Source organism: Streptomyces griseorubiginosus (assembly GCF_036345115.1).
In the GTDB taxonomy this organism is placed as follows: Bacteria; Actinomycetota; Actinomycetes; order Streptomycetales; family Streptomycetaceae; genus Streptomyces; species Streptomyces griseorubiginosus_C.
Genome location: NZ_CP107766.1, coordinates 4,084,054 through 4,107,463 on the forward strand (window position 1 = coordinate 4,084,054; position 23,410 = coordinate 4,107,463).

The following is a 23,410-nucleotide window of genomic DNA, read 5'->3' on the forward strand; positions in this document are numbered from 1 at the left end:
ACCGGCTGCGACGGAGACTCCCCGCGGGATTCCCGGGGAGTCTCAGTCGTTCTCCAGCACGAACGAGGCCTGAGCCGTGGGATATCCGGGCGCCTTCACCTCGACCAGGTAGGTCCCCGCGCTCGCGGAACCAGCTGGAGGTGTCGCGCACTGGGCGGCGCTCGGCTTGCGGTCCCACTTCACGGTGTAGGTGATGCTGCTGCCCGCGGGCGCCCGGAAGACGAGGTTCCCCGCCGTCCTGGGGCAGTCGGCGGACGACCAGTACGTGTCGTCCGAGTCGGCCTGAGTGATCGTCAGCACCGCGTTCTTCGGGCCGAGATCGACCTTGCAGTCACTGCCGGAAGAGTTCGTGGCGGTGAGCAGCAGGGTGGGCGTCTGGCCGGGGTCGTAGGCGTTGCGCTGGCTGCGGACGGTCAACTTCAGGGCGCTCGCGGTGCAGTTGGGGAGTGCGGAGCCGGCCGGGAGGGTGTCGCCCTGACCCACCCCGGCGCCCGCGGCGCCGCCTGCGGCAGCACCCGCGTCGCCGGAACCGCCGATACCGGTGCCACCCGCACCGCCGGAACCGCCGGCGCCCACGTCGGAGCCGTCACCGGCACCGCCGCCTGCCCCGCCGCCCGTACCCGCGCCGCCGGAGGTGTCCCCGCCGGTCGTCGACTCGTCGCGGCCGCCCGGGGCTTGACTGATCGCGGGCCCGGAGCCGGACGGTCCGGGGGTGATCGTCGAGGGGGAGGGATTCTTGTCGTTGCCCCCGTCGGCGCCGTTCTTGTCGCCTCCGCCGCCGAAGCTGACGATCCATGCGATCAGCAGCGCCAGCACGGCGAGGACGGACAGCATGACGGCCCTCCGTCGCCAGTAGATGGAGGAGGGAAGCGGCCCGACCGGATTGCGCAGAGATCCCACGGCGCAAACTGTACGAGAGATCGGTGGGTTCGCCGCCCTCACCCGCCGCCCGGCGCCACAACTTTTCCGGATCATCATTCCGGCAACTGCCGTTCCAGGGGCGCCAGTAGCCAGGCGTGACACGTTTCGACGGCGGAGTGTGACCGTACGGACCTCCTGCCTACGGTGCGTGACCGCCGAGGTCCCCCCGCGCGGGTGACGGCCCGCCGTCGTGACGTGGACGGACGGCGTGTTCGCGATCGTGTCCCTTGCACCTCTGGCCACGGCTGCCGGTGGTGCCGGTTTCGTCCGACCCGGCCCCGCAGAACACCCGTCCGCCTGCTCCGGCATGGCAGGATCGGAAGGCCATGACTGCGCCCACGAAGCCCTCGCCCAGCCGCCCCGCCGACGACACCGGCACCCCTCCCGCCGGCACCCCCCACGGAGAGAACCTGCACGCCCCCGTCATCGACTGGTTCGACGAGCACGCCCGGGACCTGCCCTGGCGGCGCCCGGAGGCCGGCCCCTGGGGCGTGATGGTCAGCGAGTTCATGCTGCAGCAGACTCCGGTGAGCCGGGTGCTGCCCGTCTACGAGCAGTGGCTGGCCCGCTGGCCCCGCCCCGCCGACCTGGCCCAGGAGGCCCCCGGTGAGGCCGTGCGCGCCTGGGGACGGCTCGGCTATCCGCGCCGGGCGCTGCGGCTGCACGGCGCCGCGGTCGCCATAACGGAACGGCACGGCGGTGACGTACCGACGGACCACGCGCAGCTGCTCGCGCTGCCCGGGATCGGCGAGTACACGGCCGCGGCCGTCGCCTCCTTCGCGTACGGGCAGCGGCACGCGGTGCTGGACACCAATGTGCGGCGGGTGTTCGCCCGCGCGGTGACCGGCGTGCAGTACCCGCCGAACGCCACCACCGCCGCCGAGCGCAGGCTGGCCCGCGCGCTGCTGCCGCAGGACGAGAGCACCGCCGCCCGGTGGGCCGCCGCGTCCATGGAGCTCGGCGCGCTCGTGTGCACAGCCAAGAACGAGAGCTGTCAGCGCTGCCCGATCGCCGCGCAGTGCGCCTGGCGGCTCGCGGGCAAGCCCGGGCACGACGGGCCGCCGCGGCGCGGACAGACGTACGCCGGTACCGACCGCCAGGTCCGCGGCAAGCTGCTCGCCGTGCTGCGGGAGGCCCACGCGCCCGTCCCGCAGGCGGCCCTCGACCGGGTGTGGCACGAGCCGGTGCAGCGGGCGCGGGCGCTGGACGGACTGGTCGCCGACGGGCTCGTCGAGCCCCTCACAGGTGGTTTGTATCGGCTGCCGTTGACGTAGTCCTACGGAAGACCAACCGGCGAATCCCCCTGAACCGGCGCAAACAACCGCGCCGGTTTACCCCTTTTCGGCTTCCGTTACACAACCGACGGACAGCCGAGTGCCAGCCGCGCGCTGCTTCGCACAACGCCGTGACAACAGCTCCGTAGCTTCATCTGCGTGCCCGGCGGAACCGGGCGCGGACCACGAGGGACACACGGGGAAAGCAGGAGGCGGTCGACATGGCGCAGGGCGAGGTGCTCGAGTTCGAGGAGTACGTCCGCACCCGGCAGGACGCGCTGCTGCGCAGCGCACGCCGCCTGGTCCCGGACCCGGTCGACGCGCAGGACCTGCTGCAGACGGCGCTCGTACGGACGTACGGCCGCTGGGAGACCATCGAGGACAAGCGGCTCGCGGACGCCTATCTGCGCCGGGTGATGATCAACACCCGCACGGAGTGGTGGCGGGCGCGCAAGCTGGAGGAGGTGCCGACCGAGCAGCTCCCGGACGCCTCGGTCGACGACTCCACCGAGCAGCACGCGGACCGCGCCCTGCTGATGGACGTCATGAAGGTGCTCGCTCCCAAGCAGCGCAGTGTCGTGGTGCTGCGACACTGGGAGCAGATGTCCACGGAGGAGACGGCCGCGGCCCTCGGCATGTCGGTCGGAACGGTCAAGAGCACGCTGCACCGGGCGCTCGCCCGGCTCCGCGAGGAGCTGGAGGCCCGCGACCTGGACGCACGCGCGCTGGAGCGTGAGGAGCGGGAGCGTTGCGCGGCGGCCTGACCGAACCCGGGCCCCCCGGATCGGACCCGGCTCCGGTCCGGGGGATTCTCCAGGCGGCAAGTACGGCGGTGGCCGTGCTCGCCGCCCTCGCCCTTTTCGTCTCCGCCTGCGCCACCGGCGGCACCGGCACCCGTGACGAGGGCCCGGCGCACGCGGTCGCGGGGACCGGCGCCCGGTCCCCGGCCGCGCCGTCCCTCGTGTCCTCACCGCGTCTGGACCGCACCTCCGCGGTCGCCCTCCTCAAGTCGGACCCGAAGGTCTCCGAGGCGGTCAAGCGCGATCTGAAGCCCTGCGTCGCCGACGAGTACCCGGTCGACCTCTCCTACGGCGACCTCACCGGCGGCTCCGCCGACGACGTCGTCGTCAACGTCGTGACCTGCGCGGATCTGGTCGGCGTGGGCTCGTACGTATACCGCGAGCAGGACGGTTCGTACCAGAATGTCTTCCAGGCCGAGGAGCCCCCGGTCTACGCCGAGATCGACCGCGGCGACCTCGTGGTGACCAAGCAGGTGTACGAGAAGGGCGACCCGGTGTCGGCCCCGTCCGGCGAGAACGTGGTCACCTACCGCTGGGTCGCGGGGAAGTTCACCACGGTGTACAAGACGCACAGCGACTACAGCGGAGTCGTGGGCACGGACCCGGCACCGGCGCCCGACAGCTGAGTCGCGCGTACGGCGAACCGATCGGGCCGCCCGGAACGATCCCCCAGTGACCGCAACGACACCGAAGAGTGAGAGCACCCGGATGGCAGACCAGACCCACGTGCTGTTCGTCGAGGACGACGACGTCATCCGCGAGGCCACCCAGCTCGCCCTGGAGCGGGACGGCTTCGCGGTCACCGCCATGCCCGACGGACTGTCCGGCCTGGAGGCCTTCCGGGCCGACCGCCCCGACATCGCCCTGCTGGACGTCATGGTCCCGGGCCTCGACGGGGTCAGCCTGTGCCGCCGTATCCGCGACGAGTCCACCGTGCCGGTGATCATGCTGTCGGCGCGGGCCGACTCGATCGACGTGGTGCTGGGCCTCGAGGCGGGCGCCGACGACTACGTGACCAAGCCCTTCGACGGAGCCGTCCTGGTCGCCCGGATCCGCGCGGTGCTGCGCCGCTTCGGGCACGCGGGCGGTACCGACCGGGGCGAGGACAGCGCCGGCCCCGATGCCGGGGGCCTGCTGACCTTCGGCGAGCTGGAGGTCGACACCGAGGGCATGGAGGTCCGCAAGGGCGGGCAGCCGGTGGCGCTCACCCCGACCGAGATGCGGCTGCTCCTGGAGTTCTCCTCCGCGCCGGGCACGGTACTGTCCCGCGACAAGCTCCTGGAGCGGGTGTGGGACTACGGCTGGGGCGGTGACACCCGGGTCGTCGACGTCCATGTGCAGCGGCTGCGGACCAAGATCGGCCAGGACCGGATCGAGACGGTCCGCGGCTTCGGCTACAAGTTGAAGGCCTGAGCGGGGGCCCGGGGTATGCGGGGGATCCTTCGGAACCAGGTGAGCGACCGCGTGGTGATGCGGACGGGGCTGAGATGGAAGCTCAGCGCGGCCATCGCGCTGGTCGGCGCGCTGGTGGCGGTCGCGCTCAGCCTGGTCGTGCACAACGCGGCGCGCGTCTCGATGCTGGACAACGCCCGCGACCTGGCCGACGAGCGGATCCAGATCGCCCAGCGCAACTACGAGCTGACCGGCAAGCCCAACTTCCCCAGCATCGCCGTCGACGACCGCCGTCTGCCGCCCCCGCTCCGCAGGAAGGTCGAGGAGGGCCGCCGGGCGACCTTCGTCTCCGACCGGTCCGACCGGGGTCCTGACATCTGGGCCGCCGTCCCGGTCAAGGGCGGGCATGTGCTGTCCCTGCACACCGGGTTCACCGACCGCAGTACCGACATCCTCAACGACCTCGACCAGGCCCTGGTGATCGGCTCCATCGCGGTCGTCCTCGGCGGCAGCGCGCTCGGCGTGCTCATCGGCGGGCAGCTGTCCCGGCGGCTCAGGAAGGCGGCGGCCGCCGCGAACCAGATGGCCAAGGGCGAGACGGACGTCCGGGTCCGGGACGCGATCGGCGGGGTCGTCCAGGACGAGACCGACGACCTCGCGAGCGCCGTGGACGCGATGGCGGACGCGCTCCAGCAGCGGCTGGAGGCCGAGCGCCGGGTCACGGCGGACATCGCGCACGAGCTGCGGACACCGGTGACGGGGCTGCTCACGGCGGCGGAACTGCTGCCGCCGGGCCGGCCCACCGAGCTGGTCCTGGACCGCGCGAAGGCCATGCGCACCCTCGTCGAGGACGTCCTGGAGGTGGCCCGCCTGGACGGCGCGTCCGAGCGGGCCGAACTCCAGGACATCCTGCTCGGCGAGTTCGTCGCCCGCCGGGTGGCGGTGAAGGACCCGGAGATCGAGGTCCGGGTGGTGCACGAGTCGGAGGTCACCACCGACCCGCGCCGCCTGGAGCGCGTCCTGTTCAACCTCCTCGCCAACGCCGCCCGGCACGGCAAGCCGCCGATCCAGGTCACCGTCGAGGGCCGCGTCATCCGGGTCCGCGACCACGGGCCCGGCTTCCCCGAGGACCTCCTCGCCGACGGCCCGAGCCGCTTCCGCACGGGCAGCGCGGACCGGGCGGGGCACGGCCACGGGCTGGGGCTGACCATCGCGGCGGGGCAGGCGCGGGTGCTGGGCGCGCGGCTGACGTTCCGCAACGTCCGGCCGGCCGGGGCGCCGGAGGGCGTCCCCTCGGAGGGCGCGGTGGCGGTGCTCTGGCTGCCGGAGCACGCGCCGACGGCGACGGGGAGTTACCCGCTGCTGCCGTAGCCCCGCACTCCCGCTGGGCCTCCGGCCGCCCGCCGGGGCCTCAGGTGCCGGCCAGCATCAACTCCTCGCCCCTGGACGGTCGTACGCCGTCCGTGCGCCCCTCGAAGTACCGGCGGTCCAGTTCCTCCACGGGCACGTGCCGGGCCTCGCGGAAGCCGGACTCGCGGGCCAGGGCGAGGATCTCCGCCGGCCGGAAGAAGGTGCGGAACGGCGTGCCGGCCGCCCGCGCTCCCCGTACCGCCGCCTCCAGTCGCGGGCGCTGCTCCGGTTCGACGTCCGCCATGGGCCGCATGAAGGTCGTGACGAACACGGATCCCGGAGTCAGCCCGGCGACCAGGCGGAAGGTCTCGGCGTTCGCCTCCCGCGTGAGGTACATGGTGACGCCCGTGGAGGCCACCACCGCGGGCCGCCCGGGATCGAACCCGGCCTCGGCCAGCCGCCCCCACCAGTCCGCCTCGAAATCGACCGGCACGAGCCGCAGCCACTCGGGCACGCCGAACCCGAGCGCCTCCAGCCGCCGCCGCTTCCAGGCCTGCGGGCCGGGCCGGTCGACCTCGAAGACCCGCAGCCCGGCGGCTTCGGCGAACTCCGGTCGGCGCTGCGCGAAGGTGTCGAGTCCGGCGCCGAGGACGACGTACTGCTCCACGCCCCGCTCCAGGACCAGGTCCTCCACGAACCGGGTCCGGGCCACGATCGACGCCCGGGTGCGGCGGGTGGCCGCCACGTCCATGTCGGGCCGGTCGCGCCAGTCCCCGTCCGGGTCGGCGAGCCGCAGCCCGATCTCGTCCGCCAGCACGTGCGGCGGCGGATCCGCGCGGACGTGCAGGGCCCGCCAGAGGGCGACCCGTACGGCCGTGTGGTCGGCCGCGTCCTGCGTCACGCCCAGTCCTTCGAGAAGTCCAGCTCCTCGCGGCGCTGGGTCAGCGAGAACCAGTTGCCGTTGTCGTCGCGGAAGATCGCCTCGATGCCGTACGGCCGCTCCTGCGGCTCCTGGATGAACTCGACCCCGCGCGCGCGGAACGTCTCGTAGTCGGCGCGGCAGTCGTCGGTGCGGAACGCTCCCGCGCCCATCACGCCCTTGCCGACCAGCTTCTTCAGCGCCTCCGAGGACTCGGGGTCAAGGCCCGGTCCGTCCAGGTGCATCAGGGCGAGCTCGACGCCCTCCTGGCCCTTCGCCCCGACGGTGACCCACTTCATGTCGCCCATGGAGATCTCGCTGCGCACCTCGAAGCCCAGTTTCTCGGTGAAGAAGGCCTTGGTGCGCTGCTGGTCGAAGGTCCACACGGTGGTGATGCCCAGCCCCAGGATCATGACTCTGTTCCCTCCGGTCCGCTTCCGCTGTCCTGTTCCTCACCGTAGGCAGCGGGGCGGCCGGGGCGCTTCTCCGATGTTGCGGAACGCGCGGTCGGGAATCCGCCGGCCCAGAGCATGGCGTAGCAGCCCGGGATGAGGGCGGCTCCGCGGCCCACGTGCCGGGTGCGGTACTCGCTCGGGGTGAGCCCGGTGCGGGTCTTGAAGCGGGCGGAGAAGGTGCCGAGGCTGCTGAAGCCGACCAGGTGGCAGATCTCGGTGACGCTCAGGTCGGCCCCTCGCAGCATCTCCTCGGCCCGCTCGATCCGGCGGTGCGTGAGGTACTGCCCGGGTGTCTCGCCGTACGACTCCTTGAAGGCGCGGAGGAAGTGGTACCGCGAGTACCCGGCGTGCGCGGCGACGGCGTCCAGATCGAGCCCGGGATCGGCCCAGTCGCGATCCATGGCGTCCTTGGCGAGCCGCAACTGGCGGGTCCTGTCCATGGGTCCGATGGTGGCACGGGGGACTGACATCGGCGGCGGGAGACGAAGGGGCGGCCACGGCCGAGCCTCGGGCATGGCGAAGGCCCCCGGGCGCCCGGGCATGGCGAAGGCCCCCGCCGCTCCTGTGCATGGCGAAGGCCCCCGGGGCGGACACCAGCCGGGGGCCTTCGGTTCATGAGGGTCGGACCGCGCCGGTCAGACCTCGACCAGCGGGGCCGGTGCCGCGTCCTCGGGTGACTTCTGCGGGCCCGCGCCCTTCAGCGGGACCTCCTTGACGAACACCGCCGCCACCAGCGCGACCACGGCCACGACCGAGCCGAGCAGGAACGCCGAGTGGGTGCCGGCCGAGACCGCGTACTGGTACGCCTCCCGCGCCGCCGCCGGCAGCTTCGCCAGGCTCGCCGCGTCGAGCTGCGCGGACTGCTCGGTCACCTTGGAGCCCAGCGCCCCGGCCCGCTCGGACATGACGTCCTGGACGCGGTTGTTGAACAGCGCGCCCATGATGGCGACACCGAAGGAGGAGCCGAGCGTACGGAACAGAGTGGTGGAGGAGGACGCGACGCCCATGTCCTTCATCTCCACGCTGTTCTGCGCGACCAGCATGGTGATCTGCATCAGGCAGCCCATGCCGAACCCGACGACGGCCATGAACACACCGGAGGTGAACCGCGAGGTCCCGGTGTCCATCGTGGACAGCAGGTACAGCCCGATGACCATGAGGACACCGCCGACGACCGGGAAGACGTAGTACCGCCCGGTGTTGGTGGTGACCCGGCCCGCGACCATCGAGGTCACCAGCATCGCGCCGAGCATCGGCAGGAGCAGCAGCCCGGAGTTGGTCGCGGAGGCACCCTGCACCGACTGCTGGTACAGCGGCAGGAAGAGGGTCGCGCCGAACATCACGAAGCCGGTGATGAAGCCGATGAGGGACATCAGCGTGAAGTTGCGGCTGCGGAAGATGTGCAGCGGCACGATCGGCTCGGCCGCCTTGGTCTGCCAGAACACGAACCCGATGAGCGCGGCGACGCCGATGCCGATCAGCTCCATGATCCGCGCGGAGGTCCAGGCGTACTCGGTACCGCCCCAGGTGGTGACGAGCACGATGGAGGTGATGCCGACGGTCAGCAGGACCACGCCGAGGTAGTCGATGCCCGCCTTGGCCCGCTTCTTCGGCAGGTGCAGCACGGCACTGATGAGCCCGAGGGACACCACGCCGAGCGGCAGGTTGATGTAGAAGGACCAGCGCCAGCCCCAGTTGTCGGTGATGGTGCCGCCGACCAGCGGGCCGCCGATCATCGCCAGCGCCATGACGCCGGCCATCATGCCCTGGTACTTGCCCCGCTCCCGGGGCGGGATCAGGTCACCGATGATCGCCATGACACCGACCATCAGACCGCCGGCGCCGAGACCCTGCACGGCCCGGAACCCGATGAGCTGACCCATGTCCTGGGCCATGCCGCTGAGCGCGGAGCCGATCAGGAAGATCACGATCGAGGTCATGAAGGTGGCCTTGCGGCCGTACATGTCACCGAGCTTGCCCCAGATCGGGGTCGCGGCGGCCGTCGCGAGGGTGTAGGCCGTCACCACCCAGGACAGGTGCTCGAGCCCGCCGAGCTCGCCCACGATCGTCGGCATCGCGGTGCCCACGATCATGTTGTCGAGCATCGCGAGCATCATGGTGATCATCAGGGCGAGCAGTACGACCCGGACGCTGCGCTGTGGCTTGTCCGGTTCCGTCTCGACCGTCTGTGTGTCCGCCATCGTTCCCACTCCCCTGAAGGTGCTGCGGCACTTCCCCCGCCGGGGCACTTACTTGCCGCCCGGCTAGTTGTCTACACTGGGGAAGGTAGACGCGTAACTAGCCGGGCGTCAAGTAAGTTTTATGGAAAGCCGGGGAGCACGAGGATGGGCGGCACCATGGACGGCACCAAGCAGCAGCGCCGCGGTAACACACGTCAGCGCATCCAGGACGTGGCCCTCGAACTCTTCGCGGAGCAGGGCTACGAGAAGACGTCCCTACGGGAGATCGCCGAGCGCCTGGACGTCACCAAGGCGGCGCTCTACTACCACTTCAAGACCAAGGAAGAGATCCTCGTCAGCATCTTCGACGACCTGACGCAGCCGATCCTCGACCTGATCGAGTGGGGGCGGCAGCAGCCCCACACGCTGGAGACCAAGCAGGAGATCCTCCGGCGCTACAGCGACACCCTGGCCGGGGCGACGCCGCTGTTCCGGTTCATGCAGGAGAACCAGGCGGCGGTCCGTGAACTGCGCGTCGGGGAGACCTTCAAGGAGCGTATGCAGGGGCTGCGCGAGACCATCGTCGACCCGGACGCGGACCTGGTCGACCAGGTCCGTTCGGTCAGCGCGATCTTCACCCTGCACGCCGGGATGTTCCTCCTCCACGACCTCGACGGCGACCCGGACGCCAAGCGCAAGGCGGTCCTGGAGGTGGCCACGGACCTGATCACCCAGGCCCACCGGGGCAGCAGGGGCGAGTAGCCGCGGGGCGGAGGAGGCGGGGCGGACGCGGGGAGCGGACCCGACCAGCCGCGGGGCGGACGCGGGGCAGCGGGGGCGGTCTGGACGCGGGGCAGCGGGGGCGGTCTGGACGCGGGGCCTCATCAGCCCGGCTCCACCGAGCCCCGCTTGCCCCCGGCGCAAGCTCACTTGCGCCCGGCGCCCCAATTGAGCCCCGTCCCTCAGACCTTGACGCCCTTGGCCCGCAGGAACTTGACCGGGTCTATCGCCGAGCCGTAGTTCGCGGTCGTGCGGATCTCGAAGTGCAGGTGCGGGCCACTGGAGTTGCCGGTGTTGCCGGACAGGGCGATGCGCTGACCGGTCTTCACGACCTGGCCGACCTTGACGTTGATCCGCGAGAGGTGGGCGTACTGCGAGTACGTCCGGTTGCCGTGCTTGATCACGATGGCGTTGCCGTAGGCGGACCCGTCACCGGCGCCGCCCGGACCCGCCTTGACGACGGTCCCGCCGTGCGCGGCGACGACCTTCGTCCCGCTCGGCACCGCGAAGTCCTGCCCGCTGTGGGTGGACTGCCACATGGCGCCGGCCTGCGCATAGCTCGCGCTGAGCTTGTACTTCTTCACCGGGTCGACCCAGGAGGGGTGGGACGCGGCCGAGGCGACTCCGGCTCCGAGCACGGCCGTGGCGCCGACGGAGGCGGCCAGGACGGCAACCCGGGCACGGAGCAGGGACGTACGGGAAGAGCGGTGGGAGACGCGCTGGAACATCAGAACCTCGGGGGGTCGGGGAAACGGAAAGGCATTGGTAACCCGGAGGCCCGCGCACCCCAAAACCAGCTATCTACGACGATTCGTAGTAACAAGTCGCGACATTACCGACAGATACGTCTCCCAACCGCATCGCTCTCCACTAATCCCCCTAGTAACGGACAAATCGCCTGTGCGTCATGTCACCGCCGGCGCCGTTTTAAACACCCCTCAATGTGACGCGCATCTCTGGCTACTTACCCCCCAGTAACCCTACGGTTCCCCTCGCGCCACCCTCGACCCCGAACATGCACCAGACAACGGCATACGGACGTGAGAGGACCCCCACGAGAATGAGCAGCAGACGCCTTTGGGCGCGCCACGCAGCTGTCAGCGCCGTCTCCGCGACCGCCCTGGTCGCCCTCGCCGTGCCCGCCGAGGCCGCGACGACCGCTTCCACGAGTCAGAGCACCTCCGCCTCGACCACCGCCACGGCCGCCGCCGCGGACGTCGACTACGCCACCTGGCAGGCCGACTGCCAGGCCGTGATGGACCAGGCCCTGCCGTATCTGAAGACCCGTATCGCCGCTACCAAGCCCGGCGAGAAGCAGGCGATCGTCTTCGACATCGACAACACCACGCTCGAGACGGACTTCGGCTTCAGCTACCCCTCGCCGGCCAACCAGCCCGTCCTGAACGTCGCCAAGTACGCCCAGGAACACGGCGTTTCCCTGTTCTTCGTGACCGCCCGCCCCGACATCATCGCCTCGGCGACCGACTACAACCTCAAGCAGGTCGGCTACCAGGTCAGCGGCCTCTACGTCCGCAACTTCATCGACCTCTTCAAGGACGTCGCCACCTACAAGACGGCCAAGCGCGTCGACATCGAGAACAAGGGCTACACGATCATCGCGAACATCGGCAACAGCGCCACCGACCTGTCGGGCGGCCACGCCGAGAAGACCTTCAAACTCCCTGACTACGACGGCCAGTTGTCCTGACCTCAGGATGCCCGGTTAGGCTCCGTCCGCTCACAGGCACACAACGGGGGTGGCGGATGGAGCCCGCGGTACTCGGCAGCAAGCTGGCGTCCGGGCTGGTCAGCCAGCTCATCAAGAGGCTCTTCCGCCCGGACGGCCCCGGCGCCGGCCTGGTCGACAAACCGGTCCGCCTCTCCGCCCTGGTCTCCTTCCGGGGCGAGAAGCGCACGCTGGGCGAGAAGGACGTCCACCGGCTCGCCGAACACCTGGTCCGGCAGGCGGTCGACTCCCCCGGCGAACCGCCGTTCCGCGGCAGGGAGCAGACCGCCGTCGCCGACGCCCTCGCCCGCCGCCTCCTCGCCCTCGGCGACCTGGACATGGACGACGTCCAGGCCGTCCGCCTCGGCCACCGCCAACTGGCCGAGAAGCTGCACCACCGGGCCCCGCCGCCCGACGGACTCTCCACCGACGCCTGCCACTTCCTCGACTCCGCGACGGAATGGGCCTGCCTCCAGATCCTGGAGTTCTTCACCCGCCGGTCCACCTTTGTCGCCCGCACCCTCGTGGAACAGACCCGCAGCCAGGCGGAACTCATCGCCAAGGTCGACGAGTTGATCGCCCGCAGCCCCCGCCCCGGCACCGAGGACCGCGGCTTCGAGCGCCGCTATCTGCCGTACGTCGCCGACCGCCACAACCACATCACCATCTACGGCATCGACCTGCGCGACTCCCCCGACCGCTGGCCCCTCGAAGTGGCCTACCTCAGCCTGGAGGCGACCACGGCGGAGGAGAGCCCCCTCGCTCAGGAGGACCCCGGAGGCGCACTGACCGTCCAACTCCCGGCCGAGGAAGCCCTGCTGGCCCACGACCGGGTCCTGCTGCGCGGCGACGCGGGCTCCGGCAAGACCACCCTGGTGCAGTGGCTGGCGGTCACCGCGGCCAGGGACGGCAGCGGAGTGCCGTACGTCCTCCCCCTGCGCACCCTGATCCGCGCGGGGGCCCTCCCCGCCCCCGCCGACTTCCTGACCGCCGTGAGCTGCCCCCTGACCCCGCCGGAGGGCTGGACGGAACGCGTCCTGACGGCGGGCCGCGGCCTGATCCTCGTGGACGGCCTGGACGAGATCCCCGCCGCCGACCGCCACCGCACCCGCGACTGGCTCCTGTCCCTCATCCGCGCCTTCCCCGGCAACCGCTGGCTCCTGACCTCCCGGCCCACCGCCGTCCGCCCCGACTGGCTGGCCGCCGAGGGCTTCGGCGAGCTCACCCTGGCCCCGATGCGCCGCCCGGACGTGGCGACCTTCGTCCACCGCTGGCACACCGCGGCCGAGGCCCCCGAGTACGAGGCCCCGCTGCTGGACTCCCTGCGCACCAAACGCGACCTGGCCCGCCTGGCCACCAACCCCCTGATGTGCGGCCTGATCTGCGCCCTGCACCGCGAGCGGCGGGGGTATCTCCCCACGGGCCGCAAGGAGTTGTACGACGCCGCCCTCACCATGCTGCTGGCGCGCCGCGACCGGGAGCGGGGCCTGGAGCTGGACCTGGCCGAGGAGACCCAGCTGGAGCTGCTCCAGCGCCTGGCCTACGCGCTGGTGCTGAGCGGCCGTACCGAGATGGAGCTGGAGACGGCCGAGGCGATCGTGGACCGCTGCCTCCCCGCGATCGGCCTGACCGGCCCGGCCCCCGCCGTCCTCGGCGACCTGCTCCTGCGCAGCGGCCTGCTCCGCCAACCCGCCGACGGAGTCGTGGACTTCGTGCACCGCACCTTCCAGGACTACCTGGGCGCGCGTTACGCGGTCGAGGAGGGCCACCTGGACGTCCTCGTCGGCCGCGCGGACGACACCCAGTGGGAGGACGTGATCAGGATGGCCGTGGCCCACGCCCGGCCCCGCGAACGGGCCTCTCTGCTACGGCAACTGCTCGCCAGGGACGTCCCCCGGCTGACGCTGCTGGCACTGGCCTGCCTGGAGCACGCGCCGGCGCTGGACGCGGCGGTGCGGACGGAGGTGGAGCAGCGGGCGGCAGCCCTGATCCCACCGGCCTCGAAGGAGGACGCGAGGGCGCTGGCGGAGGCGGGGCCCCTGGTGCTGGAGCTGCTTCCGGGACCGGAAGGGCTGTCGAACAGGCAGGCGCTGGGCGTCACGATCACCGCCTCGGTGCTGGGCACGGAGGAACCCGAGGGCGCCCTGGGGGTGCTGCGGCGCTTCCGTGAGCACGGCGACCTGGAGGTGCGCCGACAACTGGCGGGGACCTGGAGCCGTTTCGACACCGCGCGGTATGCGTCGGAGGTGCTGGACCATGTGGCCCGCCACGGCCTCTACCTCACCTGCGAGTCGGCCGAGCAGCGGGCGGCGCTGCCCGGGATGCAGCCCTGGAGCGGGCTGGCCTTCAAGGGCGAGCACCCGGTCGAGGAGATCCTTGCCGCGGTCCGGGCCCCGGAGGAGGTGACCCTGCTCGACCTGCGCGACAACTCCGGTCTCACCGATCTGGGCGCCCTGCTGCCCTTCGGCTCGCTGCGCAATCTGCTCCTGGCCCGGTGCACGCAGGCGCGGGGCCTGGACCGGCTCGCCGACCTCCCGCTCACGGAGCTGATCTGCGGCCAGATCGCCGACCTCACCGGCCTCGCGTCCCTGCGCTCACTGCGACGGCTCACCCTGGAACAGGAGCTCCCGGGCCGCAGCCTCACCGAGGTCCTGCCCGTGGACGCGCACCTGACCTACCTCTTCCTCGGCCGGCACGCCACCAATCAGACCGGGCTGCGCGGTCTGGAGCACTGGACCGAGCTCGTGGACCTCAGCCTCGGGCCGCTGACGACGGAGCTGACGGCTGCCGACTGGCAGGCGGTGGCCGCACTGCCCCGGCTCAAGCAACTCCATCTGCACGCACGGCTCCTGCGCGAACTCCCGCGCTCCATCGACCACATGCCGGAACTGCCGGCCGTCAAGGTGCTGCGCGTCACGGGGCTCCTCGGCACCGAGGACCTCTCGGCGCTGGCTCTCCGCCTGCCGGCACTGCACTCGGTGGCGCTCCAGAACATGCCGGGCCACGACTTCCCGCTGTCCCGCTTCTCCGACCGATTCCCGGGCACGGACGTCAGACTGCTCCAGCGATAGCCGCAGCCATGCGAAAGGGGCCGGTACCCGAAGGCACCGGCCCCTCACTCGACGTCTCCCCGAAGGGCTACGCCTCCTTGCTCAGGTTCGGACCGGCACCGCCGGCCGCCTGCTCGATCGGCGGGACGTCGGGCAGCGCCGACTTCTCCTCGCCGCGGAAGGTGAAGGTCTGGGTCTCGCCCTCGCCCTCCGTGTCCACGACCACGATGTGACCGGGACGCAGCTCGCCGAAGAGGATCTTCTCCGAGAGCGTGTCCTCGACCTCGCGCTGGATCGTGCGACGCAGCGGCCGCGCGCCCAGGACGGGGTCGTAACCCTTCTTGGACAGCAGCTCCTTGGCGGACTGGGAGAGCTCGATGCCCATGTCCCGGTCCTTCAGGCGCTCGTCGACCTTGCCCACCATCAGGTCGACGATCTTGAGGATGTCGTCCTGGGTCAGCTGCGGGAAGACGACCACGTCGTCGACACGGTTGAGGAACTCGGGCCGGAAGTGCTGCTTGAGCTCGTCCGAGACCTTGTTCTTCATGCGCTCGTAGTTGGTCTTCTTGTCGCCCGAGGCCGCGAAGCCCAGGTTGAAGCCCTTGGAGATGTCCCGGGTGCCGAGGTTGGTCGTCATGATGATGACCGTGTTCTTGAAGTCCACGACCCGGCCCTGGGAGTCGGTCAGGCGACCGTCCTCCAGGATCTGCAGCAGCGAGTTGAAGATGTCCGGGTGGGCCTTCTCGACCTCGTCGAAGAGGACCACCGAGAACGGCTTGCGCCGCACCTTCTCGGTCAGCTGGCCGCCCTCTTCGTAGCCCACGTAGCCGGGGGGCGAACCGAAGAGCCGCGAGACCGTGTGCTTCTCGCTGAACTCCGACATGTCGAGGGAGATCAGCGCGTCCTCGTCACCGAAGAGGAACTCGGCGAGCGCCTTGGACAGCTCGGTCTTACCGACACCGGACGGGCCGGCGAAGATGAACGAACCACCGGGACGCTTCGGGTCCTTGAGCCCCGCACGCGTACGACGGATCGCCTTCGACAGCGCCTTGACGGCGTCGACCTGGCCGATGACCCGCTTGTGGAGCTCGTCCTCCATGCGCAGCAGACGCGAGGACTCCTCCTCGGTCAGCTTGAAGACCGGGATGCCGGTGGCGGTCGCGAGGACCTCGGCGATCAGCTCGCCGTCGACCTCGGCGACGACGTCCATGTCGCCGGCCTTCCACTCCTTCTCGCGCTTGGCCTTGGCGGCCAGGAGCTGCTTCTCCTTGTCGCGGAGAGAGGCGGCCTTCTCGAAGTCCTGCGAGTCGATCGCGGACTCCTTGTCCCGGCGGACACCGGCGATCTTCTCGTCGAACTCGCGGAGGTCCGGCGGCGCGGTCATCCGGCGGATGCGCATCCGGGAACCGGCCTCGTCGATCAGGTCGATCGCCTTGTCCGGCAGGAAGCGGTCCGAGATGTACCGGTCGGCCAGGGTCGCGGCCTGGACGAGGGCCTCGTCGGTGATGGAGACCCGGTGGTGGGCCTCGTACCGGTCACGGAGACCCTTGAGGATCTCGATCGTGTGCGGGAGCGAGGGCTCGGCGACCTGGATGGGCTGGAAGCGGCGCTCGAGGGCCGCGTCCTTCTCCAGGTGCTTGCGGTACTCGTCCAGCGTGGTGGCACCGATGGTCTGGAGCTCACCACGGGCCAGCATCGGCTTCAGGATCGAAGCGGCGTCGATGGCGCCCTCGGCGGCACCCGCACCGACCAGCGTGTGCAGCTCGTCGATGAACAGGATGATGTCGCCGCGGGTGCGGATCTCCTTGAGGACCTTCTTCAGGCGCTCCTCGAAGTCACCGCGGTAGCGGGAGCCGGCGACCAGCGCGCCGAGGTCCAGGGTGTAGAGGTGCTTGTCCTTGAGGGTCTCGGGCACCTCGCCCTTGACGATGGCCTGGGCGAGGCCCTCGACGACGGCGGTCTTGCCGACGCCGGGCTCACCGATCAGGACCGGGTTGTTCTTGGTACGGCGGGACAGCACCTGCATGACCCGCTCGATCTCCTTCTCGCGCCCGATGACCGGGTCGAGCTTGGACTCACGAGCGGCCTGGGTGAGGTTCCGGCCGAACTGGTCGAGGACCAGGGACGTCGAGGGGGTGCCCTCGGCAGGCCCGCCGGCTGTGGCGGTCTCCTTGCCCTGGTAGCCGGAGAGCAGCTGGATGACCTGCTGCCGCACCCGGTTGAGATCAGCGCCCAGCTTGACGAGGACCTGGGCGGCGACGCCCTCGCCCTCGCGGATCAGGCCGAGCAGGATGTGCTCCGTGCCGATGTAGTTGTGGCCCAGCTGAAGGGCCTCGCGGAGCGACAGCTCCAGGACCTTCTTGGCACGGGGGGTGAAGGGGATGTGCCCGGACGGGGCCTGCTGGCCCTGGCCGATGATCTCCTCCACCTGCTGGCGGACCGCCTCGAGCGAAATCCCGAGGCTCTCAAGGGCCTTGGCGGCGACACCCTCACCCTCGTGGATCAGGCCCAGGAGGATGTGCTCGGTGCCGATGTAGTTGTGGTTGAGCATCCGGGCTTCTTCCTGAGCCAGGACGACAACCCGCCGCGCGCGGTCGGTGAACCTCTCGAACATCGTTAATCGCTCCTCAGAGCGGTCAGGCAGTGGGGGGAACTTCCCCTCCCTGTCCTTCCGCAGCTTAGTCCCGCAAGCGGGGACCGCTCATTCCAACTGCCGACACCGTCGATGGCCTCCTGACCCCGCTAACGCCGACATCTGCTCCAACCCGATGGTGCGAGACGATGTTCCCGCAGGCCAGGCAGTTACCCCAGTCGCCAGTACGCCGATGGCGAACGTGAGACGGCCTTTCCTGCGTGTCGCCCCCTCCCACTAGGGATGTCTTACCCGCTCGGACTGACACTCCATGCCGCACGCCCCCCGTCCCTCCGCTATGGGCGAACAACCTCACGCCGTCCCGCACCCCCGCACGCCCCCAAAGCGGACACTCTGCGCACACGCAGATGCACCCAGCGTAACTCGGGGGCCTTCGAGACGGTTGCACTTGGCATGGTCGGCCACCTCCCGCTCACCTCGGACCTCACCACGGTCCCACTTCCCCGACGGCCGCCCGACGCGACCGCCTCCGACGACGATCCGGTACGCCGCTGGTACGAGAACGAACTGGGCTGGCCGACGGTGCCCGGGGATTCCCCGGGTTCTCTTGTACGGCTGAGGGTGGGCCTGCGTTTCGATGTGCTGGACATCCCGGCCGTCGCGGGTCACGCGGCCCTGCGCCATCTGACGGCCGGCTCCCCGGTGGCCGTACGGGGCGACCGGATGCTGCTGCTGGTCGCGGCGGGCAGCGCGGACGAACTGCCCGGAATCCTGGAGTGGCTGGACTGGGGCACCCTCCCCCTCGACCTGCACGCACTGGGCCCGGACGACTCCATGGAGGCACCACCCCCACCGGAGACGACCCCGGCCGGGCTCGGCGGAGGGCATGACGGCTGGGCGGAGACGACCCGGGACGACCACCGACCGGACCCCCGCATCCCTACGGACGCGCGGCGGGACCGGGCACCGGGTCAGGACGATTCCGGCGAGCGGTCACCGACGTCGAGGCCGGGCGGATCCGGCGGACGGTTGCCGATGGGGAGGCCCGGCGGGGCCGAAGAGCGGTCGGCAGGGGCCGGGCCGGGTTGGGTCACGGCTGCGGGGCTTCCCGGTGGGGCCACCGGCGCCGGGGTGCGGCCTCTCGTCCTGGGCCGCCCGGGCGCCCTGCAGGGGGCCGCCGTATGGCTGCGGCCCCCCGAGCCGGGGTGCGAGGTCGAGGCCTCGCTGCCGACGATGTCGGCGCTGGGGCGCGCGGGAAGCGCCCCCGATCTCGTACGCGTCGTGGACACGGTGGCGACGCAGTGCCACCAGCTGCGGCTGCGCGCGCGGCCGTAAGCCTTCGCAGGCCCCGGCCTTCGCAGACCTTTCGATCAGGCGTTGGCCTTCTCGTAAGCCTCGCGAATGCTCGCCGGAACACGGCCGCGGTCATTGACCTCGTAACCGTTCTCCTTTGCCCAGGCACGGATCTGAGCGGTGTCCTGGCTGCCACCGGAAGCGGCTCGCGCCTTTCCACGCCCACCCGAAGCACGGCCTCCGGTACGACGACCACCCTTCACGTAGGGGTCGAGAAGGCCACGGAGCTTGTCCGCATTGGCGGTCGTGAGATCGATCTCGTACGTCTTGCCGTCCAACGCGAACGTGACGGTCTCGTCCGCCTCGCCGCCGTCGATGTCGTCGACAAGAAGGACCTGAACCTTCTGTGCCACCGGATTTCCTTTCATCCAATACTTGAGGGCCGGGGGTCTGCGGCGTCCGCCGTTTCGCCGTCCCCTGTTATATGCAGTACTGCAGTACGTCGGAAAGCAAACCGCTTTTGCTGAGAAAACACAAACCCCTGGGAGAGACCGACAGGCACCTCCCCGTCCGGAAACATGCGCGTTTCGGACATAGGGAACCTGGGCAGGGCCGATCGCCGGAATCCTTGGCGATCACAGATGCAGAAGCATCCGACTGTTGCCCAAGGTGTTGGGTTTCACTCGTTCGAGACCGAGGAACTCCGCCACGCCTTCGTCATAGGAACGCAGTAGCTCCGCGTAGACATCGGTGTCAACGGGTGTCTCACCGATCTCGACGAAGCCGTGCTTGCCGAAGAAGTCCACTTCGAAGGTGAGACAGAAAACGCGACGAACGCCGAGCCAGCGGGCCGTCTGCAACAACTTCTCCAGCAACTGATGCCCGACCCCGGCGCCCTTCAGGCCCGGCTTCACCGCGAGAGTGCGCACTTCCGCGAGGTCTTCCCACATCACGTGCAGGGCACCGAAGCCGACCAGCTCGGCGTTGTCGTCGCGCTCGGCGACCCAGAACTCCTGGATGTCCTCGTAAAGCGTCACGGTCGCTTTGTCGAGCAGGATGCGGTCGCGGACGTAGGAGTCAAGGAGTCGACGGATGCCGGCGACATCGCTGGTGCGGGCCCGGCGGACGGTGATGGCTTTTGCGGTGACTTCGGGGTTCTCGGCGGAGGGACTCTTCGCGGACATGAGCGGACGCTATCGCCCGCCGTCCCGCGTTGCCGAGTCGGGGTTCTCCACGGTCGGTCCCCCGACGATCCGTACGGCGTCCTGGAGTGCCTGTCGCTGTTCCTCGCTCATCATGCCGAAGAAGGCGACGAGAGCGGCGGCGGGGTTGTCGCTCTGGGACCAGGCGTCGTTCATCAGTGCGGCGGCGTAGGCGGCCCGTGTGGAGACCGCCTCATATCGATAGGCCCGGCCTTCCGCCTCACGGCGCACCCAGCCCTTCTGATGGAGATTGTCCAAAACGGTCATCACGGTGGTGTAGGCGATGGACCGTTCCTGCTGAAGGTCTTCCAGGACTTCCCGAACGGTGACCGGGCGGTTCCACTTCCACACCCGCGTCATGACCGCGTCTTCGAGTTCTCCCAATGGGCGAGGCACAGCTCAGCACAATAGTGGGAGATCCGGCTTTCGGCGTGACGGACGTGCTCTTTCGACGTCAAACGGCAACAAAAAGGGCGTACGACTCCGAAAGCACGGTGGCTCGGAGAGTCGTACGCCGATGGGGGCGCCGTCGGTCAGTCGGCCTGCTTGGTCGCCTCCGCGCGCGCGAGAGCGGCGTCGACGGCCGCGTCCTCCTTGGCCTTGTTGGCCCCGCCCTGGGTCTTCACGATCACCCGGATCAGGAAGACGAAGAACACGGCCATGACGACCGGGGGCACGAGCGCGGCGACATAGTCCATGCGTCCAGAGTAGCCACGGACAGTTGGACAACTCGGGCGGGGTCCGCCGGAAACGGCTCCGCACGCACCCCGCCCCGAGGCTCAGCCCGCGGCCAGCTGCTGCGGCGGGTTCGCCGGAGGCGGGGTCGGTTTGCGGCGGGGGAAGACCTCGCCCGGGGTGGGGACGGGGCGGGAGGGCTTCGGGGCCGCGGGGGCGGGTTTCTCGGCCGGCTTCACCGGGGGCTTGTCCGGCTGCTTCCCGGGCTCGCGTCGCGGCTCCTTGGCGTCCTGCTCCGCCGGCCCGCCCCGGACGAACCCGGAGGGAGCGCCGGAAAGGCCTGCGGAAAGGCCTCCGGGCAGCGCCAGGAGGCGCGTACGGGAGGCCGGGACCACGGGGGCCGCCGGGGCGCGCCGGGCGGCCGTGGCGCCCGCGAGGCGGGCTCGTACGTCCCGTTCGGCCAGCACCTGGCAGCGGCTCAGCAGCGCCGCGGCGACCGGGTTGCCGCGCAGCGCCCGGAGCGCGGCGAGATCGTCGGGCCCGGGGCGGTAGCCGGCGCCCAGCGCCTCCTCCAGGAGCGTGAGATAGCCGGCCGCGGTGCCGGGCAGCGCGGCGCGGTACCGGCCGAGGTCGGCCACCAGGAAGGCGCGCAGCCGGGCACCCTCGCGCACCGCCTCGTCGAGGGCCTCGGCGAGGCGGTGGCAGTCCTTGATGTCCTCGGCCGAGGCGGGGGCGGGGTGAAGGGCGAGGGCGAGCGCGCGGCGGAGCACACGCAGCTCCTCCGCGCCGAACGCCATGCCGCCGCGGGATCCGTATGGCGTGGGCATGCGGCGACAGTACGCGCTAATCAGACAAATTCGACATAGCGGGCGGGTGTGGCGCGACCGGGCCACCCCAATGCCGGGCCACCGCCCTCGATGCCGGGCCACCGCCTCGATGCCGGTCCACCCCCATGCCGGTCCACCTCAAGGCCAGGCGCCCCCATGCCGGCCGCACGCCCCGCCCCACCGCTCACATCCGCGAGACGTTGCGCTCGTACACCAGCCGCAGCCCGACCAGCGTCAGCCACGGCTCGTGCTCGTCGATCACCGAGGACTCGCCCAGCACCATCGGCGCCAGCCCGCCCGTCGCGATCACCGTCACCTCTTCGGGATCGTCCGCTAGCTCCCGGGCCATCCGGCTCACGACTCCGTCGACCTGCCCGGCGAACCCGTACACGATCCCGGACTGCATCGCCTCGACGGTGTTCTTCCCGATCACGCTCCGCGGCCGGGCCACCTCGATCTTCCGCAGCTGCGCACCGCGGACCCCGAGCGCCTCCACGGAGATCTCGATGCCGGGCGCGATGACCCCGCCGACGTACTCCCCGCGCGCGGACACCGCGTCGAAGGTGGTGGCCGTACCGAAGTCCACGACGATGGCCGGTCCGCCGAACAGCTCGACGGCGGCCACCGCGTTGATGATCCGGTCGGCGCCGACCTCCTTGGGGTTGTCGGTGAGGACCGGCACCCCCGTCTTCACCCCGGGCTCGACCAGTACGGCCGGCACGTCGCCGTAGTAGCGGCGCGTCACCTCGCGCAGCTCGTGCAGCACCGACGGCACGGTCGCGCAGATCGCGATCCCGTCGATGCCGTCGCCCAGTTCGTCCCCGAGGAGCGGGTGCATGCCCATGAGGCCCTGGAGCAGGACGGCCAGCTCGTCGGCGGTCCGGCGCGCGTCCGTGGAGATCCGCCAGTGCTCGACGATGTCCTCCCCGTCGAACAGGCCGAGGACGGTGTGCGTGTTGCCCACGTCGATGGTGAGGAGCATGACGGCTACTCCGCCTCGCGCAGGTCGAGGCCGATGTCGAGGATCGGCGAGGAGTGGGTGAGCGCGCCGACGGCGAGGTAGTCGACGCCGGTGTCGGCGTACGCGCGCGCGTTGTCCAGCGTCAGCCGGCCGGAGGCCTCCAGCGCGGCCCGTCCGTGCACGAGCGCGACCGCCTCCTCGCACTCTCCGGGGGTGAAGTTGTCCAGCAGGATCAGGTCGGCGCCCGCGTCCACGACCTCCCGCAGCTGGTGCAGGGTATCGACCTCGACCTCGATCGGCACGTCCGGGAAGGTCTCCCGTACGGCCTTGAAGGCCTGCGCGACGCCACCGGCGGCGACCACGTGGTTGTCCTTGACCAGGGCCGCGTCGGAGAGCGACATGCGGTGGTTGACGCCGCCGCCGCAGCGCACCGCGAACTTCTCCAGGGACCTGAGCCCCGGAGTGGTCTTGCGGGTGTCGCGCACGCGTGCCTTGGTGCCGTCCAGCGCGTCCGCCCACGCGCGTGTGGCGGTCGCGATGCCGGAGAGGCGGCACAGCAGGTTCAGCGCGCTGCGCTCGGCGGTGAGCAGGTCACGCGTGCGCGTGGTGACCGACAGCAGCTTCTGCCCGGCCTCGACGCGGTCGCCGTCCTCGACGTGCCGCTCGACCTCGAACTCGTCCTCGCAGACCACCGAGACGACCGCCTCGGCGACCCGGAGGCCGGCCACGACGCCCGCCTCGCGGGCGACGAAGTCGGCGGTGGCGACGGCGTCCTCGGGGATGGTCGCGACGGTCGTCACGTCCACGCCGTGGTCGAGGTCCTCCTGGATGGCCACATTGGCGATGTCCTCGACCTCGACGGGGTCGAGCCCGGCGTCGGCCAGGAGCTGCGCGAGCGCGGGGTCGAGCCCGCACTCCAGGTACTCCTCGTCGCCGACGCCGTCGGCGCCGCAGGCACAGCCGTCGCCGCAGCCGCCGGAGGAGGCGAGGGGAAGGTCGTCGGTGCTCACTG

23 protein-coding genes are annotated in these 23,410 nt (G+C 70.7%); 9 read left to right on the forward strand and 14 right to left on the reverse strand.

What is annotated here, in order from left to right; translation table 11 throughout:
- Positions 1-42 precede the first annotated feature (42 nt).
- On the reverse strand, positions 43-900 hold the full coding sequence (locus tag OHN19_RS18330; RefSeq protein ID WP_330265215.1) for a hypothetical protein: 858 nt from the start codon (positions 898-900) through the stop codon (positions 43-45).
- A gap of 347 nt (positions 901-1,247) precedes the next feature.
- On the opposite strand from OHN19_RS18330, the gene OHN19_RS18335 reads away from it, so the two are divergent.
- The 5 genes from OHN19_RS18335 (at position 1,248) to cseC (ending at position 5,758) form a co-directional block, all read left to right on the forward strand.
- Positions 1,248-2,195 carry an A/G-specific adenine glycosylase gene (locus OHN19_RS18335; protein WP_330265216.1) on the forward strand — a complete coding sequence of 316 codons (948 nt, stop codon included), beginning with the start codon at positions 1,248-1,250 and terminating at the stop codon, positions 2,193-2,195.
- A 221-nt stretch (positions 2,196-2,416) separates the two neighbouring features.
- Positions 2,417-2,959 (forward strand): SigE family RNA polymerase sigma factor, encoded by a 543-nt coding sequence (locus OHN19_RS18340; RefSeq protein ID WP_123762307.1) that lies wholly within the window; start codon positions 2,417-2,419, stop codon positions 2,957-2,959.
- The gene (locus tag OHN19_RS18345) at positions 2,944-3,621 is read left to right on the forward strand and encodes a hypothetical protein (RefSeq protein ID WP_330265217.1); all 678 of its coding nucleotides are present in this window, start codon (positions 2,944-2,946) and stop codon (positions 3,619-3,621) included. The genes OHN19_RS18340 and OHN19_RS18345 overlap by 16 nt, the downstream gene beginning before the upstream one ends.
- An 82-nt stretch (positions 3,622-3,703) precedes the next feature.
- On the forward strand, positions 3,704-4,408 hold the full coding sequence (gene cseB / locus OHN19_RS18350; protein WP_330265218.1) for a two-component system response regulator CseB: 705 nt from the start codon (positions 3,704-3,706) through the stop codon (positions 4,406-4,408).
- Between the two features lie 15 nt (positions 4,409-4,423).
- The gene (gene cseC / locus OHN19_RS18355; RefSeq protein ID WP_330265219.1) at positions 4,424-5,758 is read left to right on the forward strand and encodes a two-component system sensor histidine kinase CseC; all 1,335 of its coding nucleotides are present in this window, start codon (positions 4,424-4,426) and stop codon (positions 5,756-5,758) included.
- A gap of 40 nt (positions 5,759-5,798) precedes the next feature.
- Here cseC and OHN19_RS18360 read toward each other — a convergent pair whose 3' ends face one another.
- The 4 genes from OHN19_RS18360 to OHN19_RS18375 all read right to left on the reverse strand — a co-directional run bounded on the left by OHN19_RS18360 (position 5,799) and on the right by OHN19_RS18375 (position 9,312).
- Complete coding sequence (locus tag OHN19_RS18360; protein WP_330269645.1) at positions 5,799-6,644, reverse strand: class I SAM-dependent methyltransferase; 846 nt, start codon at positions 6,642-6,644, stop codon at positions 5,799-5,801.
- Complete coding sequence (locus OHN19_RS18365; RefSeq protein ID WP_330265220.1) at positions 6,635-7,069, reverse strand: VOC family protein; 435 nt, start codon at positions 7,067-7,069, stop codon at positions 6,635-6,637. Before OHN19_RS18365 ends, OHN19_RS18360 begins: the two co-directional genes overlap by 10 nt.
- Entirely contained in the window at positions 7,066-7,551 is a 486-nt protein-coding gene (locus tag OHN19_RS18370; protein WP_330265221.1) for a helix-turn-helix transcriptional regulator, read from the reverse strand. Before OHN19_RS18370 ends, OHN19_RS18365 begins: the two co-directional genes overlap by 4 nt.
- Positions 7,552-7,746: 195 nt before the next feature.
- A complete protein-coding gene (locus OHN19_RS18375; RefSeq protein WP_330265222.1) occupies positions 7,747-9,312 on the reverse strand; it encodes an MDR family MFS transporter in 1,566 nt (521 codons plus the stop codon).
- Between the two features lie 144 nt (positions 9,313-9,456).
- Between OHN19_RS18375 and OHN19_RS18380 the strand changes: the two genes are divergently transcribed.
- Positions 9,457-10,053 (forward strand): TetR/AcrR family transcriptional regulator, encoded by a 597-nt coding sequence (locus tag OHN19_RS18380; protein ID WP_330265223.1) that lies wholly within the window; start codon positions 9,457-9,459, stop codon positions 10,051-10,053.
- A 200-nt stretch (positions 10,054-10,253) separates the two neighbouring features.
- On the opposite strand, the gene OHN19_RS18385 is transcribed toward OHN19_RS18380, so the two are convergent.
- The gene (locus tag OHN19_RS18385; RefSeq protein WP_330265224.1) at positions 10,254-10,799 is read right to left on the reverse strand and encodes a M23 family metallopeptidase; all 546 of its coding nucleotides are present in this window, start codon (positions 10,797-10,799) and stop codon (positions 10,254-10,256) included.
- A 332-nt stretch (positions 10,800-11,131) separates the two neighbouring features.
- On the opposite strand from OHN19_RS18385, the gene OHN19_RS18390 reads away from it, so the two are divergent.
- Together OHN19_RS18390 and OHN19_RS18395 are read left to right on the forward strand one after the other, a co-directional pair.
- Entirely contained in the window at positions 11,132-11,779 is a 648-nt protein-coding gene (locus tag OHN19_RS18390) for an HAD family acid phosphatase (RefSeq protein WP_330265225.1), read from the forward strand.
- 56 nt (positions 11,780-11,835) lie between these two features.
- The gene (locus tag OHN19_RS18395; protein WP_330265226.1) at positions 11,836-14,868 is read left to right on the forward strand and encodes an NACHT domain-containing protein; all 3,033 of its coding nucleotides are present in this window, start codon (positions 11,836-11,838) and stop codon (positions 14,866-14,868) included.
- Positions 14,869-14,935: 67 nt separating this feature from the next.
- On the opposite strand, the gene OHN19_RS18400 is transcribed toward OHN19_RS18395, so the two are convergent.
- Positions 14,936-17,461 (reverse strand): ATP-dependent Clp protease ATP-binding subunit, encoded by a 2,526-nt coding sequence (locus OHN19_RS18400; protein WP_053851123.1) that lies wholly within the window; start codon positions 17,459-17,461, stop codon positions 14,936-14,938.
- A 432-nt stretch (positions 17,462-17,893) separates the two neighbouring features.
- Here OHN19_RS18400 and OHN19_RS18405 point away from each other — a divergent pair, with 432 nt between their 5' ends.
- Entirely contained in the window at positions 17,894-18,775 is an 882-nt protein-coding gene (locus tag OHN19_RS18405) for an SCO3374 family protein (RefSeq protein ID WP_330265227.1), read from the forward strand.
- 35 nt (positions 18,776-18,810) lie between these two features.
- On the opposite strand, the gene OHN19_RS18410 is transcribed toward OHN19_RS18405, so the two are convergent.
- The 7 genes from OHN19_RS18410 to nadC form a co-directional block, all read right to left on the reverse strand.
- Positions 18,811-19,146 (reverse strand): histone-like nucleoid-structuring protein Lsr2, encoded by a 336-nt coding sequence (locus OHN19_RS18410; RefSeq protein ID WP_037717519.1) that lies wholly within the window; start codon positions 19,144-19,146, stop codon positions 18,811-18,813.
- A 222-nt stretch (positions 19,147-19,368) separates the two neighbouring features.
- The gene (locus OHN19_RS18415; protein WP_020122548.1) at positions 19,369-19,917 is read right to left on the reverse strand and encodes an amino-acid N-acetyltransferase; all 549 of its coding nucleotides are present in this window, start codon (positions 19,915-19,917) and stop codon (positions 19,369-19,371) included.
- A gap of 9 nt (positions 19,918-19,926) precedes the next feature.
- The gene (locus OHN19_RS18420; RefSeq protein WP_123762293.1) at positions 19,927-20,319 is read right to left on the reverse strand and encodes a BlaI/MecI/CopY family transcriptional regulator; all 393 of its coding nucleotides are present in this window, start codon (positions 20,317-20,319) and stop codon (positions 19,927-19,929) included.
- A 149-nt stretch (positions 20,320-20,468) separates the two neighbouring features.
- Complete coding sequence (locus tag OHN19_RS18425) at positions 20,469-20,633, reverse strand: hypothetical protein (RefSeq protein ID WP_330265228.1); 165 nt, start codon at positions 20,631-20,633, stop codon at positions 20,469-20,471.
- Positions 20,634-20,714: 81 nt separating this feature from the next.
- Positions 20,715-21,407, reverse strand: a complete 693-nt coding sequence (locus OHN19_RS18430; RefSeq protein WP_330269646.1) for a hypothetical protein — start codon at positions 21,405-21,407, stop codon at positions 20,715-20,717.
- Between the two features lie 214 nt (positions 21,408-21,621).
- A complete protein-coding gene (locus tag OHN19_RS18435) occupies positions 21,622-22,419 on the reverse strand; it encodes a type III pantothenate kinase (RefSeq protein ID WP_330265229.1) in 798 nt (265 codons plus the stop codon).
- A 5-nt stretch (positions 22,420-22,424) separates the two neighbouring features.
- The gene (nadC, locus tag OHN19_RS18440) at positions 22,425-23,408 is read right to left on the reverse strand and encodes a carboxylating nicotinate-nucleotide diphosphorylase (RefSeq protein WP_330265230.1); all 984 of its coding nucleotides are present in this window, start codon (positions 23,406-23,408) and stop codon (positions 22,425-22,427) included.
- Between the last annotated feature and the right edge of the window lie 2 nt (positions 23,409-23,410).

Excerpts from the sequence above, each read along its gene's own strand:
- OHN19_RS18335 (WP_330265216.1), top strand. The coding sequence starts at position 1,248 with ATGACTGCGCCCACGAAGCCCTCGCCCAGCCGCCCCGCCGACGACACC.
- OHN19_RS18340 (WP_123762307.1), top strand. The coding sequence starts at position 2,417 with ATGGCGCAGGGCGAGGTGCTCGAGTTCGAGGAGTACGTCCGCACCCGG.
- cseB (WP_330265218.1), top strand. The coding sequence starts at position 3,704 with ATGGCAGACCAGACCCACGTGCTGTTCGTCGAGGACGACGACGTCATC.
- cseC (WP_330265219.1), top strand. The coding sequence starts at position 4,424 with ATGCGGGGGATCCTTCGGAACCAGGTGAGCGACCGCGTGGTGATGCGG.
- OHN19_RS18365 (WP_330265220.1), bottom strand. The coding sequence starts at position 7,069 with ATGATCCTGGGGCTGGGCATCACCACCGTGTGGACCTTCGACCAGCAG.
- OHN19_RS18370 (WP_330265221.1), bottom strand. The coding sequence starts at position 7,551 with ATGGACAGGACCCGCCAGTTGCGGCTCGCCAAGGACGCCATGGATCGC.
- OHN19_RS18375 (WP_330265222.1), bottom strand. The coding sequence starts at position 9,312 with ATGGCGGACACACAGACGGTCGAGACGGAACCGGACAAGCCACAGCGC.
- OHN19_RS18380 (WP_330265223.1), top strand. The coding sequence starts at position 9,457 with ATGGGCGGCACCATGGACGGCACCAAGCAGCAGCGCCGCGGTAACACA.
- OHN19_RS18385 (WP_330265224.1), bottom strand. The coding sequence starts at position 10,799 with ATGTTCCAGCGCGTCTCCCACCGCTCTTCCCGTACGTCCCTGCTCCGT.
- OHN19_RS18390 (WP_330265225.1), top strand. The coding sequence starts at position 11,132 with ATGAGCAGCAGACGCCTTTGGGCGCGCCACGCAGCTGTCAGCGCCGTC.
- OHN19_RS18395 (WP_330265226.1), top strand. The coding sequence starts at position 11,836 with ATGGAGCCCGCGGTACTCGGCAGCAAGCTGGCGTCCGGGCTGGTCAGC.
- OHN19_RS18400 (WP_053851123.1), bottom strand. The coding sequence starts at position 17,461 with ATGTTCGAGAGGTTCACCGACCGCGCGCGGCGGGTTGTCGTCCTGGCT.
- OHN19_RS18405 (WP_330265227.1), top strand. The coding sequence starts at position 17,894 with ATGGTCGGCCACCTCCCGCTCACCTCGGACCTCACCACGGTCCCACTT.
- OHN19_RS18415 (WP_020122548.1), bottom strand. The coding sequence starts at position 19,917 with ATGTCCGCGAAGAGTCCCTCCGCCGAGAACCCCGAAGTCACCGCAAAA.
- OHN19_RS18425 (WP_330265228.1), bottom strand. The coding sequence starts at position 20,633 with ATGGACTATGTCGCCGCGCTCGTGCCCCCGGTCGTCATGGCCGTGTTC.
- OHN19_RS18430 (WP_330269646.1), bottom strand. The coding sequence starts at position 21,407 with ATGGCGTTCGGCGCGGAGGAGCTGCGTGTGCTCCGCCGCGCGCTCGCC.
- OHN19_RS18435 (WP_330265229.1), bottom strand. The coding sequence starts at position 22,419 with ATGCTCCTCACCATCGACGTGGGCAACACGCACACCGTCCTCGGCCTG.